Raw genomic sequence first — 17,585 nt, forward strand, 5'->3', positions numbered from 1 at the left:
AGAAGATGGTGTTCGTTCTCGGTGTGATCGCCTTCGCGATCTGCATCGGCATCTCGATCGCGCTCCACGAGTGCGGGCACATGTGGGTGGCCAAGGCCACCGGCATGAAGGTGCGCCGCTACTACATCGGGTTCGGGCCCAAGATCTTCTCCTGGCGTCGCGGCGAGACCGAGTACGGACTCAAGGCGATCCCGGCCGGTGGCTTCTGCGACATCGCGGGCATGACGGCGGTCGACGAGCTCGCTCCCGACGAGGTCGAGCGCGCGATGTACAAGCAGAAGACCTGGAAGCGCCTCGCCGTGATGTTCGGCGGGATCGCGATGAACTTCGTGCTGGCGTTCGTGCTGGTGTACACCCTCGCCCTCGGCTGGGGTCTGCCCAATCGCGACACGACGGCCACCGTGGCGGGGACCCAGTGCGTGGCCCCGCAGAACGTCGAGGGCGACATGGCGCCCTGCTCGGGTCCCGGTCCCGCGGGTGCCGCGGGCATCCGGGACGGTGACGTCATCACCGCCGTGAACGGCGAGTCGACGCCCACGTTCGGCGACGTCGTCGCGGCGATCCAGGACGAGCGTGGATCGGTGTCCGTCACGGTCGAGCGGGCCGGTGAGACCCTCACCGTGCCCGTCGACGTGCAGGAGACGGACCGTCTCTTCGCCGTCGAGAACGGCGCACCCGACGCTACGGAGCTGCGCACGGTCGGCGCCATCGGCGTCGCCCGCACCCCACTCACCCTCGACTACGACGCGGTGTCCGCCATCGGCGGATCGGCCTCCTACACGGTGTTCATCGCGGGGCAGACGGTGCAGGCCATCGTCGATCTCCCCAGCAAGGTGGGGGCACTGTGGACGTCGATCACCGGTGGTGAGCGGGATCCGAACACTCCCATCAGCGTGGTCGGTGCCAGCGTCATCGGCGGTCAGGCGGCGGAACGCGGCCTGTGGGAGGTCTTCGTCACTCTGTTGGCGACCCTCAACTTCTTCCTCGGTGCCTTCAACCTGCTCCCGTTGCTCCCGCTCGACGGCGGTCACATCGCCGTGACCGTCTACGAGGGCATCCGGAACAAGATCCGCTCGCTGCGGGGGCTGGGCAAGGGTGCGCCCGTGAACTACCTCAAGCTGATGCCGGTGACGTACGTCGTCATTCTCATCGGCGGCGCGTTCATGCTCCTGACCCTCACCGCCGACATCGTGAACCCCATTCAGATCTTCCGCTAGAAGCGCAGGTCCGGCGTGACGGCGCGAACACACGGCGGTCCTCCGGGCGCGACTACAGTGGGGAGAGTCAGTCGGCACCAGATGCCGTCAGAAGCTCGAAAGGATCGAAGTGACCGTTGGACTGGGCATGCCGGCCGGACCCGTACCGGTGCTCACACCGCGACGGAAGACTCGTCAGCTTCAGGTGGGCAGCGTCGGTGTCGGCAGCGACTCGCCGATCTCGGTGCAGTCGATGTGCACCACCAAGACTCACGACATCAACTCCACCCTGCAGCAGATCGCCGAACTCACCGCCGCGGGATGCGACATCGTCCGCGTCGCGTGCCCGCGTCAGGAGGATGCGGACGCCCTGGCGACCATTGCGCGCAAGTCGCAGATCCCTGTCATCGCGGACATCCACTTCCAGCCGCGGTACATCTTCGCGGCCATCGATGCCGGGTGCGCCGCGGTGCGCGTGAACCCCGGCAACATCAAGGAGTTCGACGGCCGCGTCAAGGAGGTCGCGAAGGCGGCCGGTGACGCGGGCATCCCCATCCGTATCGGAGTCAACGCAGGATCCCTCGATCCGCGCCTGATGCAGAAGTACGGCAAGGCCACGCCCGAGGCGCTGGTGGAGTCGGCGCTGTGGGAGGCCGGCCTCTTCGAGGAGCACGGTTTCGGCGACATCAAGATCTCGGTCAAGCACAACGACCCGGTCATCATGGTCGAGGCCTACCGTCAGCTCGCCGCCAAGTGCGACTACCCGCTGCACCTCGGCGTGACCGAGGCCGGGCCGGCGTTCCAGGGCACCATCAAGTCCGCCGTCGCCTTCGGGTCGCTGCTGGCCGACGGCATCGGCGACACGATCCGCGTCTCGCTGTCCGCGCCGCCCAACGAGGAGATCAAGGTGGGGACGCAGATCCTGCAGTCCCTCAACCTCCGTCCCCGCAAGCTCGAGATCGTCTCCTGCCCGTCCTGCGGACGCGCACAGGTCGACGTCTACACCCTCGCCGACCAGGTGACGGCCGGACTCGAGGGCATGGAGATCCCGCTCCGCGTCGCCGTCATGGGTTGCGTCGTCAACGGTCCCGGTGAGGCGCGCGACGCCGATCTCGGTGTGGCGTCCGGAAACGGCAAGGGACAGATCTTCGTCAAGGGCGAGGTCATCAAGACGGTGCCCGAGGCGATGATCGTGGAGACCCTGATCGAGGAGGCGATGCGTATCGCCGAGTCGTACGAGTCCGACCAGGAAGCCGCCGGCGGATCGCCCGTCGTGTCGGTCAGCTGATTCTCCTCGTCTGCGGCGACATTTCCTGGCAGTGTCACCATGACAACGGGTGTGCTCGGTGTGGATCGGTGGTCACGGAGGTGGCGGGATGCTCAAGCTGCTCGGCGCTAAGGCGCTGACGAGCCGCGACACGAACGAGGTCGTCCGTGTGCTGCGCAGTGATCCCGTCGCATCGTGCATGGTGCTGGCACGTGTCGAGGAATCGGGCGTGGAGCCCCGCGACAACCACGGTGAACTGTGGTCACGCGGAGGTCCGGCATCGTCCCTGTGTTTCTCGGGAGCCAATCTCGTGCCGTTGTTCGGTACCTACGACGATCTCCGGAGTTTCGCCGAGCGCGCGTTGCGCTCTCCCCGCGTCTGCTCGTCGCTGGTGGGGCGAGCCGAACTGACGCTGCCGTTGTGGGACATGCTCGCCGCGGACTGGGGGACCCCGCGTGAGGTGCGTGCCGAGCAGCCACTGCTGGCGTTGACGAGCGCGCCCACCGCCGTGGACCCCTACGTCCGACGCGTCACCGTCGACGAGCTGGACGTGTACCTCACCGCTGCCGTGGCGATGTTCATCGAGGAGGTGGGCGTCGATCCGCGCGCGGGCGACGGCGGACGCGGCTATCGGCGGCGCATCGCCTCGTTGATCGCGGCGGGTCGCGCCTGGGCGAGGTTCGAGGAGGGCCGCGTCGTCTTCAAGGCCGAGGTCGGATCGCTGTCCACCTCGGTCGGTCAGATCCAGGGCGTGTGGGTGCACCCGCTCTACCGCGGGCGCGGGCTCGGCACCGCGGGAACCGCATCCGTGGCGGCCGCGGTGGTCGACAGCGGCCGCACGGCCAGCCTGTACGTCAACAGCTTCAACGTGCCCGCCCGCCGGGCCTACGAGCGTGTCGGGTTCGAGCGCGTCGCCACCTTCTCCACCGTTCTGCTCGACTGACACGCTGTCAGGGTGAGGGCCGCGGGCGTCCCGTCGCCCTACGATGAGGATCGATGACCTCTCGTGAACACGGCCGTGCCACCCGCGTCCTGATCGTGCTCGTCGCGGCGATCACCGCGGTGGCGGCCTCGGCGTGCACCCCGAAACCGCAGGGCCCCGAGTCCGCGGCCGATTCGTTCGTCTCCGCGCTGGCCGAGCGTGACAGTGCCGCCGCGGCGCAGGCCACGGATCGGCCGGACCTCGCGACCGCCGCCGTCGATCAGGCGTGGGACGGCCTGCAGGCCGAGTCGCTCGACGCGGCGACCGGCGCGGTGAGCGTGAACGGCGACACCGCGACCGTCGACTACACCTACACGTGGCACCTTCCGAAGGACCGCACCTGGACCTACGACGGGGCCCTGCAGATGGGCCGACGCGACGGGGCCTGGGTGGTCCGGTGGAACTCGACCGATCTGCACCCCAAGCTCGGGGACACCCAGTCGATGGTGCTGCGGTCCACGTCGGCGCCGCGGGCGCGGGTCAACGAGCACGCGGGGTCGGACGTCCTGGTCCCCGGGGTGGTCCAGGGGGTGTCCTTCGACGCCGCCGAGTCGACCGACGTGGTGGGCACGGCGCGCACCCTCGAACGCATCCTGAAGCCCTTCGACGCGTCGATCACGGCGCAGTCCATCGTGGAGTCGGCGACCGCGACGCAGGGCCCGTACCGCCTGATGACCCTCCGGGACGAGGACTACGACGCCGTCGCGCCCGGTCTGCTCGCGTTGTCCGGGGTGTCGGTGACGGAGCAGTCCGACCTGGTCTCCACCGATCGCACGTTCGCCCCCGACCTGGTGAGCCAGGTGAAGAAGACCGTGATGGACCGCGTCGACGGTGCCGCGGGCTGGAGCGTCGTGGCGGTCAACACCAACGGCGCGGACACCGGTGTGTTGACCGAGACGGCGCCGCAGCCGGTTCCGTCGATCAGTATCAGCCTCGACCGTCCGGTGCAGGTGGCCGCACAGAACGCCGTCAACGTGTCACGGGACCAGGCGATGATGGTGGTGATCCAGCCGTCGACAGGCGACATCCTCGCGGTGGCGCAGAACCCGGCGGCGGATCGCGACGGTCCCGTGGCCTCGACCGGCCTCTACCCACCGGGCTCAACCTTCAAGATCATCACGGCCGGTGCGGCGATCGAGGAGGGACTCGCGACGCCCGAGACCACCGTGCCGTGCCCGGGCCGCATCGTCATCGGCGAGCGCAGCGTGCCCAACTACAACGAGTTCTCCCTCGGGGACGTCTCGATGAACACGGCCTTCACGCGCTCGTGCAACACCTCGTTCGCGAAGCTCGCCAGTGAGATGTCCGCGAGTGCTCTCACCGACGCGGCGGCCATGTTCGGCGTCGGGCCCGACTACGGCGTCGTGGGTCTGCCCACCGAGTCGGGATCCGTCCCGCCCGCAGAGGAATTGGTGCAGCGCACCGAGGACGGGTTCGGACAGGGAAAGGTGCTGGTGTCGACGTTCGGCATGGCTCTCGCCGCCGCGACCGTCGCACACGGATCGACGCCCGTTCCCCGGCTGATCCAGGGGGAGGAGACCACGATCGACGGTGACCACCCGCAGATCGAGCCGGCCATGGTCGACGGACTCCGCGGGATGATGCGCTCGGTGGTCACGAGCGGCACCGCGGACCGGATCGCCGACCAGGGCGAGGTGTACGGCAAGACGGGTGAGGCCGAGGTCGAGGGCGGATCCCATGCCTGGTTCGTCGGATATCGCGGTGATCTCGCGTTCGCGACACTCGTCGTGCGCGGCGGCAGCTCGGACAATGCCGTAGCCGTGACGCGGGACATGATCACCGCGTTGCCCGCCGGATACTGACCGCGACCGGCGGCGACTACGCTGGTGCCATGTCCGTCCGCACCGTTCTCGAACCCGGCACCGTCTCACCCGTTCTCGATGTTCCCAAGTCCGTCGAGCGCCCCGAGTACGCGTGGAAGAAGACTGCGCGCGAAGGCCACGAGCCGTGGGTGCAGACCCCGGAGACCATCCAGAAGATGCGTCTGGCGAGCCGCATCGCCGCGCAGGCACTGCAGGAGGCCGGAAAGGCCGTCGAGCCGGGCGTCACGACGGACCGACTCGACCGTATCGCCCACGAGTACATGGTCGACCACGGCGCGTACCCGTCGACGTTGGGCTACAAGGGTTTTCCGAAGTCCTGCTGCACCTCGCTCAACGAGGTCATCTGCCACGGCATCCCCGATTCGACGGTCGTGCAGGACGGCGACATCGTCAACATCGACGTCACGGCGTACATCGACGGGGTGCACGGTGACACGAACGCCACCTTCCTCGCCGGGGACGTCTCCGAGGAAGCGCGCCTGCTCGTGGAGCGCACCCACGAGGCCACCATGCGGGCGATCAAGGCGGTCAAGCCGGGTCGCGCTCTGAACGTCGTCGGACGGGTCATCGAGGCGTACGCCGATCGTTTCGGGTACGGCGTCGTCCGGGACTTCACCGGCCACGGCATCGGCACCACCTTCCACAACGGCCTGGTGGTGCTGCACTACGACGAGCCCACCGTCGAGACGGTGCTGGAGCCCGGGATGGTCTTCACCATCGAGCCGATGATCACCCTCGGCGGCATCGACTGGGACCAGTGGAACGATGGCTGGACCGTCGTCACGCGGGACCGATCCTGGACCGCCCAGTTCGAGCACACTCTCGTCGTCACGGAGACGGGCGCCGAGATCCTCACCCTCCCTTGACCCTTCGCGGCGCCATTCTGGTCGCGGGAACCACCTCGGACGCGGGCAAGAGTGTCGTCGTGGCGGGGTTGTGCCGCCTCCTCGCTCGACGCGGTGTGAGGGTGGCGCCGTTCAAGGCGCAGAACATGTCCAACAACTCCGTCGTCACGTTGGACGGCGGGGAGATCGGTCGTGCGCAGGCACTGCAGGCCCGGGCATGCGGTCTCGAGCCCAGCGTGCGGTTCAATCCGATACTGCTGAAGCCGGGCGGGGACAGGACGTCGCAACTGGTTGTTCGCGGCCGGGCCACCGGCACCGTGGGCGCCGCCGACTACATGACGCACCGACAGCATCTGCGCTCGGTCGTGGCGGAGGAACTCGACGCTCTGCGGGCCGACTTCGACGTGGTGATCTGCGAGGGCGCCGGATCACCCGCCGAGATCAACCTGCGGGCCACCGATCTGGCGAACATGGGACTGGCGCGCGCTGCGAGCCTTCCCGTGATCGTCGTGGGCGACATCGATCGCGGGGGAGTGCTGGCCCACTTCTTCGGCACTCTGGCCGTGCTCGACGCGGCGGATCAGGCACTGATCGCGGGGTTCGTCGTGAACAAGTTCCGCGGCGATCCCGCGCTGCTGCAACCGGGACTCGACACCCTCGAGGCTCTCACGGGCCGACCGACGTTGGGCATCGTTCCGTTCAGCGACGAGTTGTGGCTCGACGCCGAGGACTCCCTCGGGACCGTGGCCGACGCACCGCTGGGCCGGCCCGCTCCTCCGATCGGATCGCAGTGGCTCCGCGTCGCCGCCGTGCGGTTACCGCGTATCTCGAACTCCACCGACGTCGAGGCCCTGGCGTGCGAACCGGGGGTGACGGTGCACTGGGCGACCGAGGCCTCCCGACTGGCAGATGCCGATCTGGTGGTGCTCCCCGGCTCCAAGGCCACGGTCCAGGACCTGGACTGGCTTCGTGGCACCGGTATCGCAGACGAGCTGGCGCGGCGCGTGGCTCGCGGTGCTCCGGTCCTCGGGATCTGCGGCGGTTACCAGATGCTGGGGAGAACGATCACCGACGCCGTGGAGTCGGGTGCCGGGCAGGTGCAGGGGCTCGGCCTCCTGGACCTCGACATCGCATTCGCTGCGGACAAGGTGCTCTCCCGGGTCAGCGGGCATGTCGGCGCGGTCCCCGTGACCGGCTACGAGATCCACCACGGCCGGGTGACCCGAAGCGGCGACGAGCCCTGGTTCACGGGCACCGGTGACGAACCCGAGGGCAGCGTTCGTGGACGGGTGCGCGGCACCCACTGGCACGGCCTCCTGGAGAACGACGACTTTCGTCGGGCCTTCCTCACGGAGGTGGCGGAGCAGGCCGGCCGCACCGGTTTCGTGGTGGCCCCGGACACCGATGTCGACGCGATGCGCACCGCCCAGGTGGATCTGTTGGCCGACCTCATGGAGAGCTCCTTCGACATCGATGCGCTTCTCACGCTCGTCGCCGAGGGCGCTCCCGCCCTGCCCGAACTGCGCGTCACGCAGTCGTCCGCCGCAGAATGACGCGTGTTCCCAGACCGGCCGCGGACGCGACGAGGAGTGGCAGCAGCACCATGGTCAGCAGCCGCGGTGCGTCGGCGACGGTCTCGATGACCGCGCCCCACCACCCCTGCCAGGTTACGACGAAGATCACGGCGCCGATCAGAACAGCTTCGGCCAGCACAGCCGTCCAGATGCCTGTCACCCGCCACCGCACGTAGATCGCGCCGGCCAGCATGCCGATGAGGTTGCACATCAGGAACGCCGCGATGAGGAAGAACAGTTCGATGGCGGCACTGCCCGCGAGAGGTGTTGCCAGAGAGAACGTCTGCATGCGCACACCGAAGCCGTCGGTCGCCGACTCCACCAGGGAGAGTGCGAACAGGCCGATCCCGAATATCAGGGCATGAACGACGGCGACCGCGACGGTGGCGGCGAAGAACTCTCTCCGTGTCACGCCCAGCCCGAGAGTGAAGGGAAACACCTGCGTGAGGATCTGAGCGAACAGAGTCAGGCCGAAGATGAAGACGAAGGTCGCCCCGCCGGTCTTGATCGACATGCTGCCATCGGGGACCAGGGAGAGAACGGCCCAGGTGATACCGACGATGACGGCCAGGATGCCGAGCGGCCACGCGAAGGCGAGCGTCCGGTAGTGGGTGTGGACGCGCATCACGGAGACGATGCGATCGCGAGCGGGGGCGGCGGGGGTGTCGAGCGCGGTGGTCATGACGGGACGTCCTCTCGGGTGTCGGACATGGCGGGCAGCGCGGTCCGACCGCGTGCGGTGCAGTGGACGACGAACTGTTGCAACGACACGGGTTCGATGCCGAGCCCGTCGGCAGCGGCCCGGACGAGGTCGGCGTCGCCGAGGGGCCCCAGTACGGTGGTGCGGGCCATCGATCCGAACGACTCACGATGCAGCACAGCGTGATCCGCCACGAGTCGCTCGACGGCGGTAGCGGATCCGCCGATGGTCACGGCGCGTCCGCGAAGGTTCTCCGCATCATCATCGACCACGACGGTGCCGTCGCTGATGACGACGACACGGTCGATGAGGTCGCTGACCTCGTCGATGAGATGGGTCGACAGCACGACGGTTCGCGGGTGGTCCGCGAAATCCGCGAGCAGGTGGTCGTAGAACATCTGCCGGGCCACCGCGTCGAGACCGAGGTACGGCTCGTCGAACAACGTCAACGGCGCGCGAGATGCCAGACCCACCACAATGCCGAGCGCCGACGTCATGCCGCGAGAGAGCTTCTTCACCTTGCGCCCACGGGGGAGGTCGAAGTCGTCGGTCAGTCGACGGGCAAGGTCTTCGTCCCAGTCACGCATCAACATCGCCGCGGACGACAGGACCTGGCGGACCGTGAAGTCCTCGGGGTACTTCTGGCTCTCCTTGACGAAGCAGACGTCGCGCAGGACGGTCGCATTCTCGTACGGGCGGGCGCCGAACACTGTCACGTCACCGCCGTCCTGCCACGTCTGACCGGTGAGGATCTGCATCATCGTCGTCTTGCCGGCGCCGTTGCGCCCCAACAGTCCGTGGATGCGGTGCTCCTGCAACTCGAAGGTGACGTCCTCGAGTGCGGCGACGTCGCCGAAGGTCTTGGTGACACCGCGGACGGTCGCCACTGCCGCGGTCATCGCCGTGCCTCCATGGTCACGGAATCGACAGTCGACGCTCGCGACTGGGCGTCGATCATGTCCTGGAGTTCGGCGGTGCCGAGGCCGAGTTTGCGTGCCTCGGCCACGAGCGGCCGAACGTACTGCTCGGCGAAGCCCTCGCGCCGACGGAAGCGGAGCGCATCTCGTGCGCCCGAGGTGACGAACATTCCGATTCCTCGCTTCTTGTGGAGAATTCCGGCCGTGACCAGATGGTTCAGGCCCTTGCCTGCGGTGGCGGGGTTAATGCGGTGGAAGGCTGCCAGCTCGTTGGTCGAGGGAACCTGGCTCTCCTCGGCGAGCGAACCGTCGATGATCGAGTTCTCGATCATCTCGGCGATCTGCAGGAAGATCGGCCGGCCGTCGTCCATCACCGGGACCACCGCGCCCGGAGGTGCCGCAGCCTCATTGGTTCATTACTCATGTAATGAACCGTACAACCTTCGGCTCGGTCGTGGCAAGGGCTGCGAACGTGCAGGGTCGGGTAGCGTCGGGTCCCATGCAGCAGCAGACCGTCTCCCTGCCCTCCGGCGATCTGACCGTGCGAATCGACGGGCCGGACAGTGGCCACGCGGTGCTGTTGCTCCCGGCCGACGACGACGGCGCAGACGTCTTCGACGACACGGCGGCGCGGCTGACGACATCGGATCTGCGCACTGTCACGCTCGAGCCCGGCGTGAGTCCGAACGACACCGATCTCGTGGCGCTGCTCGATGCTCTCGGGTTGCCGTGGGTCAATCTGGTCGGCAGGGGAGAGGGCGCCGACCGCGCCTGGTCGCTCGCCGCCCGCACGTTCGGGCGCGTGTCGAGCCTGGTCGTCATCGACCGGGGTCACCCGGCTGTTCGTGACGACTCCGGTTGCCCGGCAGTCGAGTTGCGTACGACGATGGTGGTCGTGGACCCCACCTTTGCGGAGGAGGCATCCGCGACGAGCCGCTACGTCTACGGCGACTACCGCGTCGTCACGCTCGACTCGTCGACCCCGGACGCCGCGGCCGCAGCACTGGCCACCGAGATCGTGATGCGCACCAGCGCCTGGTGATCATTCGCCGGGCGCGGTGAGGTAGTCGTTCCCCTGCGAGTCGCGGATGTGAACGATGCCGTTGCGAAGCTTCCGGTAATGCCACTGCCCCCGTGTCTTCAACCCGTGATGCCGGCGGCACAGGGGTTGAAGGTTGGCGGCGACCGTCCATCCGGCTCTCCGGGGGTCGGTGTGGTCGAACGGGACGACGTGATCGAGGTCGCAGTCCTCGCTGGGCACAGCACACCCCGGATGGACGCACGTCGGATACAGGGCTGTCACCAGCGACGCGATCGCCTCGGACGGCCGGTAGGTCAACGCCCCGGCCGGGGGTACGGCGAAGCCACCGTGGCCGTCGGGGTCGGCTACGGCGCGGTCCAGCGCCGATGGTGGGAGCGCGCGGAGACAGTCGACCTGCTCCCTGGCTTTGCGGGCTGTCGTGCTGCCCAGCTTCCCCGCGGTCGGTGTCCAGCCTGCGGGCATACGGCGGGTGCGGCGGACTTCCCGACCCGTGATCGGCACAGGCGGGTCGGGGACGGTGGGTGGGTCGTGCTCCGGGCAACGGCAGCTGCATCCCGCCCGCGGTTCAGTTCCGCGGGCTGCGGTGATGAGTGCTTGCCACGTCGCATCCCCGGCGATCCTCCGTGCAGTGTCCGCAGGAACCGGACCCCAGCCGACGAGGTGACCGGGTTCCCCTGCCAACCCCGCCGCCGTGGCGGCGTCGAGGACGATGACGGCATGATGGGCCGGTGCGGCCGGCGACGGCGCGTGGGCGCAACTCTCGTCAACGCAGTCGCACGGCAGAGGTGTGCCGGTGATGATCGCATGCGCAGCGTCGAACAACCGCGCCGGCAGCGAACTCGGATCGGTCACCCCTCGGGCCGCCTCGACGATGGCCCGCTTCATCCCGGCGATCTGCTCTGCGGGGCCACGAACCTTCAGCTCGGCTTGACCTCGCGCCAGCTTCCTGACCGAGACGTACCGTTCCGTCGTCGCGCGCTCCCGAGCGATGCGGTGCCACTCCGCGTCGAACTCCGCGAGAATCCGATCGACCGCCGCTGCCACCGCACCGGGAGTGCACCTCGACGCGGCAGCGATCACACGCTGCAGCAGCGCTTCGGTGGCGTTCGGAACCCCGGCCACCGACCGGCACACCGTCCGGAACGACGCATACGACAACCGGCCCGCATCGAACGCCTCCGCCACCGCAGGATGCGCGGTGCGGGTCAGGAACAGCCACTCGGTCACCGTGCGCGTCGACACCGACAACGCCGCCGCGACCTCCGCCACCGCACAGGTCTCAGCAGCCTCGGCGTCGAACACCCCACCCGGACCGAGCACCGCCGGCCGGCGCGACGACTCCTGCACGTACGCACACGACGCCCTGACTGAAAGCGCCAGAGCGGCCTGAGCATCACTCTTGGCAGCCGTCAGCTGGTCCACCGACAGTGTTGTCTCGTACATCGATTCACCCCCCGGTGACGTCCGAACGCAGCGCCCCCCGACGCCAGATCAGACGGTAGCTCACCCCACCGACACACTCCGGGCCAGGAATGTCACGCCAGACGGACACGCCAGTCTTCTACGTCGCACTGCCCGTCATCGCCGTTGCCCGCCGCGATCACGGTGCCGTCCGACCTCAGCCCGAGGGTGTGCGTCGGCCCGGCCGCCACTGCGACGATGTCTCGCCACGACGCGACATCGCACTGACCTCGATCGTCGTATCCCGCCGCGACCACGTGACCGTCGTCGAGCAGACCCACTGTGTGCCGACTGCCGGCCGATACGGCGACGACGCCGACCCAGTCGTTCGCATTCCCACCGCTCGCGCCGACGATCGCCACTCTTCCGTCGACGGTCAGAGCGACGGAATGGAGATGGCCCGCCGCGACCGACCGCACGTTCGTCCACTCTGTCACCGAACACTGACCTCGCGAATCGGTGCCTGCCGCGATCACGGTTCCGTCCGAGCGCAGTCCGACGGAGTGCCAGTCCCCGGCAGCGACCGCCACGACACCGGCCCACGACGACACCTCACACGCACCCTCGTCGGTGCGACCTGCGGCCCTGACGGTGCCGTCTGCAGCCACACCCAGTGTGCGTCGCCACCCCGCCGCAACGCCCACGATGTGCGACCAGTCGGTGACGTCGCACTGTCCGTGCGCGTTCCAGCCGGTCGCCACGACAGAGCCGTCGGCTCGCAGCCCCACGGTGTGCGACTGTCCGGTGTTGCGAGCGGTGTGCACGTTCCCTGCGGCCACGGCCACCACGTCGGACCATTCCTCGACGCGGTGACCCGTCACGTCACCCGCGAGAGTGACCGAGCCGTCGGCGCACAGTCCGACGGAGTGGCGACGTCCCGCGGCGAGGACATCCGCGTGTTGTCGCACCCGGCGTCCGATTCAGTCGAGATCGAGTCCGAGGAGCGCGTTCTCGACCACCTCGGGCAGTGCCGGGTGGATCCAGTACTGGCCCCGTGCGACGTCGCGGACGGACTGCCCGAACGTGAGGGCCTGGATCAGCGGTTGGATCACGGTCGGCGCCTGCTCACCGATGATGTGCGCGCCCAGCAGACGGCCGGTCGCGCGGTCGGCGATCACCTTGCAGAGACCCTCGTCGTCCTCCATCGCCCAGCCGTACGCGACGTCGGCGTACTTCTGGACCTTGACCGCGATGTCGTATCCCTGGTCACGAGCCTCCTGCTCGGTGAGCCCCACCTCGGCGATCATCGGATCGGTGAACACCGCGGACGGGACGTAGCGGTGATCGAAGCGCTTCCACCCCGTCGTGTCGGCCCACGACGGCTGAAGGACGTTCTCCTGCACCACACGCGCCTCGGCATTGGCGACGTGCTTGAGCTGGTACGGCGACGAGACGTCGCCGAGTGCGAAGACGCCCTCGGCCGACGTGCGGCCGAACTCGTCGACCGCGATGCGGCCGTCGTCGTGCAGGTCGATGCCCGCCTCGTCGGCGCCGAGCTGATCGGCGTTGGGAGCGCGACCGATCGCCACCAGCAGCGCGTCCCCGCGTACCTCGGTGCCGTCCGACAGGGACACCACGACGTCGTCGCCGTCCTGACGGACACCGGTGGCATCGACCGAGAGTCGGACGTCCCACTTGTCTTGCGCGAGCGTGGTGAACTGCTGCGAGATCTCGAGATCCGACTTGCGGAGGAGGCGCTCCTTGCGCGCCAGGACCGTCACGTGCGAGCCGAGGGCCGAGAACACGTGCGCGAACTCGGCGGCGATGTAGCCCGACCCGAGCACGATCAGCCGCTCCGGAAGGGACGGCAGCCGCATGATGTCGTCGTTGGTGTGGAACGTGACGCCACTGTCGCGGATGAAATCGGGGACGGTGGCACGCGAGCCGCTCGCGACGACGACCTTGTCGGCGGTGACGACACGGCCGTCACCGGTGTCGATACGGCGCGGTCCGACGAAGCGCGCGTGGCTGCTGAACAGCGTCACGTTGGGCGAACCTTCGCGGCGGTACTTCTCCCCGCCGTCCGCGATGGGGTCGATCCGGCCGAAGACGCGGTCCACGATGTCGGTCCACCGCACCTTGTCGATGTGGGCGTCGATGCCGTACTTCGACGCAGTGGTGACAGCGCGGGCCACCTCCGCCGCGTAGACGAACATCTTCGTCGGGATGCATCCCACGTTGATGCAGGTGCCGCCGAAGATGGACTCCTCGAACATCGCGACTGTCAACCCGTCGAAGCGCTCGTCGAGAATCGAGTTGCCGGAACCGGTTCCGATGATCGCGAGGTCGAAATGCTGGACATCGGACCCGGTGTCCGCCGTGGCGCTCACGATCCGGTCGCCAGTTCTGCGTGGTCGCCGCCCGAGGGCGCGTCGGACAACCCGCTGCCGCGGTGCCGCAGCCAGTCGTCCATCTCGGCGAAGGCGCGTTCCAGCGGCTCGGGTGTGGAGAGGAAGACGTCGTGGCGGGCGCCCTCGATCGGCACGATCGTCGTGCGGTTGCCCAGGCATCCCGCCCACCGCGCGATCTGTCGGACGTCGAGAACGGCGTCCGCGGCGTCGACGTCCGGCACGTAGGTCTTGGAGAAGCGGGTGACCTTGGAACGCAGGATCAGGGACGGTACGCCGATGTCGAGTCCCCGGTGCAGTTCCGCGTGGCCGCGACGGACCGCGCGGATCCAGCCGAGCTTGATGGGGAAGCCTGCCAACGGTTTCCACGACAGGTCGTAGTCCCACTCGCCGTTGCCACCCGAGCTGATGGAGAGTCCGTAGGTGTCCAGACCCTGGCCCGGCAACGCGCGCAGGGGAGCGACGCGGCCCAGGACACCGATCGCGACGGTTCCGACACTGCGCACGAGAGGCGGGCCCTGGAGGTCGAACCACGGACTGTTCAGCACCAGACCGGAGATGCCGGCGGCAGCGGCGCCCCCTCGGGTGCGTTCGAGACGATCGAGCCACAGCGGGACGATGAGGCCGCCCGTCGAGTGCGCCGCCATCAGGACCTCGGCGCCCGTCTCCTCGCGCACGATCGCCAGCGCCCGGTCGAGTTCCTCGTCGTACAGCGCCAGGTCGGACACGAAGTGCGGCGACTGCCCCTCGCCGATGGAGCGTCCGCACTTGCGCAGATCGAGTGCGTAGAACGCGTGTCCCAGATCGGCGAAGTGCTCGGCCAGATGGCGCTGGAAGAAGTAGTCGGTGAAACCGTGCACGTAGAGAACTGCGCCCTTCAGCGTCGCGGAACCCGTCACGGACCGCGTCAGGCGCACGAGAGTGGCCCGCACCTCGCCCTCGCCGTCCGGGTCGGAGCCGAGCGGTATGGTCAGTTGCTCGTAATCGTCACCGAGTACATCGGGCGCCCATGTAGTCACACTCACACAGTAATGGCCGCTTCGCAGGGGTGGCGAGGGGCACAATCGGGTACAGAGACGGTGACTGTCGCGGTGACGCGGCACGGCGCCGCGGACAGCAGCATCCGCACCGCACTCCCTGCCGGGAGTGCCGATGGACGAAGGAAGTCGATCCAGCAGTGGGCGAACACGATCAGAACAGTCAGTCCGGCACCAAGTCGGGATCGAAGGTGGAGAGGACCGACGTCGTCCTGATCGGCGCGGGCATCATGAGTGCCACGCTGGGCACGCTCCTCCGTCAGGTCGAGCCCACCTGGTCCATCTCCGTCTTCGAGCGTCTCGACGCCGCGGCCGCGGAGAGCAGCGACCCGTGGAACAACGCCGGTACGGGCCACTCCGCCCTCTGCGAGCTCAACTACACCCCGCAGGGCAAGGACGGCTCCGTCGACATCAGCAAGGCGCTGAACGTCAACGAGCAGTTCCAGGTCTCGCGGCAGTGGTGGTCGCACGCGCTGGAGGCCGGCGTGCTCGCCGACCCCAAGAACTTCATCAACCCCATCCCGCACGTCAGCTTCGTGCACGGCGAGGACAACGTGAAGTATCTGCGTGCGCGGTACGACGCGCTCTCGGGCAACCCGCTGTTCCCCGGTATGGAGTACATCGACGACGAGACCGAGTTCGCCCGTCGCCTCCCGCTGATGGCGAAGGGGCGCGACTTCAGTGATCCGATCGCGCTCAACTGGTCCGACGGCGGCACGGACGTCGACTTCGGCGCACTGACCAAGCAGCTCCTCAACCACCTCGCGGTGGAGGGCGCGTCAGTCAACTTCGGGCACGAGGTCCGCGACCTGTCCAAGAACTCCGACGGCACCTGGACCGTCAAGGTCTACAACGGGCGGACGGGCGTCACGCGCAAGATCGTCACCAAGTTCGTCTTCGTCGGCGCGGGCGGCGGCGCCCTGCACCTCCTGCAGAAGTCGGGCATCGCGGAGGCCAAGGGCTTCGGCGGTTTCCCCGTCAGCGGTGAGTGGCTGCGGTGCACCACTCCCGAGCTCGTCGAGCAGCACTCCGCCAAGGTGTACGGCAAGGCCTCGGTCGGTGCGCCCCCGATGTCGGTGCCGCACCTCGACACCCGCGTCATCGGTGGCAAGCCCGGGCTCCTGTTCGGGCCGTACGCCGGCTGGTCGCCCAAGTTCCTCAAGCAGGGCAAGATGACCGATCTCGTCAACTCGGTCAAGCCGAACAACCTGTTCTCGATGCTCGGTGTCGGTGTCACCGAGATGGCCCTCACCAAGTACCTCGTCACCGAGCTGCTGCAGTCCGAGACCGACCGCGTGGAGACGCTGCGGGAGTTCATGCCGTCCGCTCAAGGCAAGGACTTCGAGCTGGTCACCGCCGGACAGCGAGTCCAGGTGATCCGTCGCAAGGGTCGCGGCGGCGTGCTCGAGTTCGGCACCGCCGTGATCAACGCGGGCGACGGCACCATCGCGGGCCTGCTCGGGGCGTCACCCGGCGCGTCCACCGCCGTGCCGGCGATGCTGGACGTGCTGAAGCGCTGCTTCTCCGACAGGTACAGCTCGTGGGAGCCGACCCTCAAGGACATGGTTCCGTCCCTGGGCACCAAGCTGGCCGAGAACCCGCGTCTGTTCGACGAGATCTGGTCGCACACCACGCGAGTGCTGCAGCTCGACACGACCTCGGCCACCGGCCGGCAGGTCGCGCACTCCGGAACTGTGTGATACCACCATCACATGACGACGGCGACTGCAACACTCAAGCGATCCTGGGCACTCGACCTGTCGAACGAGACCCTCTACGAGCTGCTCAAGCTGCGCGTGGAGGTGTTCGTGGTGGAGCAAGCCTGCGCCTACCCCGAGCTCGACGGTAAGGACCTGCTCTCCGACACCCGCCACTTCTGGCTCGAGCGCGACGGCAGCGTGGTCTGCACACTGCGTCTCCTCGAGGAGCACGACGACGGCGAGAAGTCGTTCCGCATCGGGCGCCTGTGCACCCACCGCTCCTCGCGCGGGCAGGGCCACACCACGCGTCTGCTGCGGGCTGCGCTCGCGGAGGTCGGGTCGTCCCCGTGCCGCATCAACGCGCAGAGCTACCTGGTGGAGATGTACGCAAAGCACGGCTTCTACCCGGACGGCCAGGAAGTTCTCGAGGACGGCATCCCGCACACGCCCATGCGGCGCGGCGGCGGCAGTCCCTGGAGCGAAGGCGACAAGAACTGACTCGCCTGCACCGACACTGAACAACCGACGAACGTCTCGGAGAAGCCCGTGTGACTCGGGCGCGGTCCCGCCACTGTGACGTGGTCCGGCCTTCTTCAGGAGGTCGGATCACGGAGCCAGATCGCCGAGCGTTCGTGTCACTGCTGCGTGAGGAGACCACGCGCAGCATCGTCT

General features: G+C 68.2%; 16 protein-coding genes. 9 read left to right on the forward strand and 7 right to left on the reverse strand.

Features of this window, described 5'->3' with window-relative positions:
• The first annotated feature begins 5 nt into the window (after window positions 1–5).
• The 6 genes from OHB23_RS13245 to OHB23_RS13270 all read left to right on the forward strand — a co-directional run bounded on the left by OHB23_RS13245 (window position 6) and on the right by OHB23_RS13270 (window position 7,687).
• Window positions 6–1,217, forward strand: coding sequence for a M50 family metallopeptidase (locus OHB23_RS13245; protein WP_222630776.1), 1,212 nt, complete (start codon window positions 6–8; stop codon window positions 1,215–1,217).
• A gap of 103 nt (window positions 1,218–1,320) precedes the next feature.
• The gene (gene ispG / locus OHB23_RS13250; protein WP_155956970.1) at window positions 1,321–2,484 is read left to right on the forward strand and encodes a flavodoxin-dependent (E)-4-hydroxy-3-methylbut-2-enyl-diphosphate synthase; all 1,164 of its coding nucleotides are present in this window, start codon (window positions 1,321–1,323) and stop codon (window positions 2,482–2,484) included.
• A gap of 88 nt (window positions 2,485–2,572) precedes the next feature.
• Window positions 2,573–3,406, forward strand: coding sequence for a GNAT family N-acetyltransferase (locus OHB23_RS13255; protein WP_027505050.1), 834 nt, complete (start codon window positions 2,573–2,575; stop codon window positions 3,404–3,406).
• A 53-nt stretch (window positions 3,407–3,459) separates the two neighbouring features.
• On the forward strand, window positions 3,460–5,268 hold the full coding sequence (locus tag OHB23_RS13260; protein ID WP_307108758.1) for a penicillin-binding transpeptidase domain-containing protein: 1,809 nt from the start codon (window positions 3,460–3,462) through the stop codon (window positions 5,266–5,268).
• A gap of 29 nt (window positions 5,269–5,297) precedes the next feature.
• The gene (gene map / locus OHB23_RS13265) at window positions 5,298–6,155 is read left to right on the forward strand and encodes a type I methionyl aminopeptidase (RefSeq protein WP_222645338.1); all 858 of its coding nucleotides are present in this window, start codon (window positions 5,298–5,300) and stop codon (window positions 6,153–6,155) included.
• The gene (locus OHB23_RS13270; RefSeq protein WP_328809686.1) at window positions 6,152–7,687 is read left to right on the forward strand and encodes a cobyric acid synthase; all 1,536 of its coding nucleotides are present in this window, start codon (window positions 6,152–6,154) and stop codon (window positions 7,685–7,687) included. The genes map and OHB23_RS13270 overlap by 4 nt, the downstream gene beginning before the upstream one ends.
• Here OHB23_RS13270 and OHB23_RS13275 read toward each other — a convergent pair.
• From OHB23_RS13275 to OHB23_RS13285, 3 genes are read right to left on the reverse strand one after another with little or no spacing between them, the layout of a single operon-like run.
• Window positions 7,662–8,390, reverse strand: coding sequence for an ABC transporter permease (locus OHB23_RS13275; RefSeq protein ID WP_222637699.1), 729 nt, complete (start codon window positions 8,388–8,390; stop codon window positions 7,662–7,664). The two genes, OHB23_RS13270 and OHB23_RS13275, sit on opposite strands and share 26 nt — an antisense overlap.
• A complete protein-coding gene (locus OHB23_RS13280; RefSeq protein WP_328809687.1) occupies window positions 8,387–9,307 on the reverse strand; it encodes an ABC transporter ATP-binding protein in 921 nt (306 codons plus the stop codon). The genes OHB23_RS13275 and OHB23_RS13280 overlap by 4 nt, the downstream gene beginning before the upstream one ends.
• Complete coding sequence (locus OHB23_RS13285; protein ID WP_328809688.1) at window positions 9,304–9,699, reverse strand: GntR family transcriptional regulator; 396 nt, start codon at window positions 9,697–9,699, stop codon at window positions 9,304–9,306. Before OHB23_RS13285 ends, OHB23_RS13280 begins: the two co-directional genes overlap by 4 nt.
• 125 nt (window positions 9,700–9,824) lie before the next feature.
• On the opposite strand from OHB23_RS13285, the gene OHB23_RS13290 reads away from it, so the two are divergent.
• Window positions 9,825–10,367, forward strand: a complete 543-nt coding sequence (locus OHB23_RS13290) for an alpha/beta hydrolase (RefSeq protein ID WP_307092670.1) — start codon at window positions 9,825–9,827, stop codon at window positions 10,365–10,367.
• Here the strand turns inward: OHB23_RS13290 and OHB23_RS13295 are convergent, their stop codons facing one another.
• The 4 genes from OHB23_RS13295 to OHB23_RS13310 all read right to left on the reverse strand — a co-directional run bounded on the left by OHB23_RS13295 (window position 10,368) and on the right by OHB23_RS13310 (window position 15,195).
• Window positions 10,368–11,810, reverse strand: coding sequence for an HNH endonuclease signature motif containing protein (locus OHB23_RS13295; protein ID WP_328809689.1), 1,443 nt, complete (start codon window positions 11,808–11,810; stop codon window positions 10,368–10,370).
• Window positions 11,811–11,902: 92 nt separating this feature from the next.
• Entirely contained in the window at window positions 11,903–12,736 is an 834-nt protein-coding gene (locus tag OHB23_RS13300; protein ID WP_328809690.1) for an RCC1 domain-containing protein, read from the reverse strand.
• 12 nt (window positions 12,737–12,748) lie between these two features.
• Window positions 12,749–14,158, reverse strand: coding sequence for a mycothione reductase (gene mtr / locus OHB23_RS13305; RefSeq protein WP_328809691.1), 1,410 nt, complete (start codon window positions 14,156–14,158; stop codon window positions 12,749–12,751).
• Window positions 14,155–15,195, reverse strand: coding sequence for an alpha/beta hydrolase (locus tag OHB23_RS13310; protein ID WP_328809692.1), 1,041 nt, complete (start codon window positions 15,193–15,195; stop codon window positions 14,155–14,157). The genes mtr and OHB23_RS13310 overlap by 4 nt, the downstream gene beginning before the upstream one ends.
• Window positions 15,196–15,353: 158 nt before the next feature.
• Here OHB23_RS13310 and mqo point away from each other — a divergent pair, with 158 nt between their 5' ends.
• Together mqo and OHB23_RS13320 are read left to right on the forward strand one after the other, a co-directional pair.
• Window positions 15,354–16,913 carry a malate dehydrogenase (quinone) gene (gene mqo, locus OHB23_RS13315; RefSeq protein ID WP_081821172.1) on the forward strand — a complete coding sequence of 520 codons (1,560 nt, stop codon included), beginning with the start codon at window positions 15,354–15,356 and terminating at the stop codon, window positions 16,911–16,913.
• Window positions 16,914–16,925: 12 nt separating this feature from the next.
• Window positions 16,926–17,411, forward strand: a complete 486-nt coding sequence (locus OHB23_RS13320) for a GNAT family N-acetyltransferase (RefSeq protein WP_027505061.1) — start codon at window positions 16,926–16,928, stop codon at window positions 17,409–17,411.
• The last annotated feature ends 174 nt before the right edge of the window (window positions 17,412–17,585 follow it).

The sequence above is a fragment of the Rhodococcus sp. NBC_00294 genome (assembly GCF_036163995.1).
In the GTDB taxonomy this organism is placed as follows: domain Bacteria; phylum Actinomycetota; class Actinomycetes; order Mycobacteriales; family Mycobacteriaceae; genus Rhodococcoides.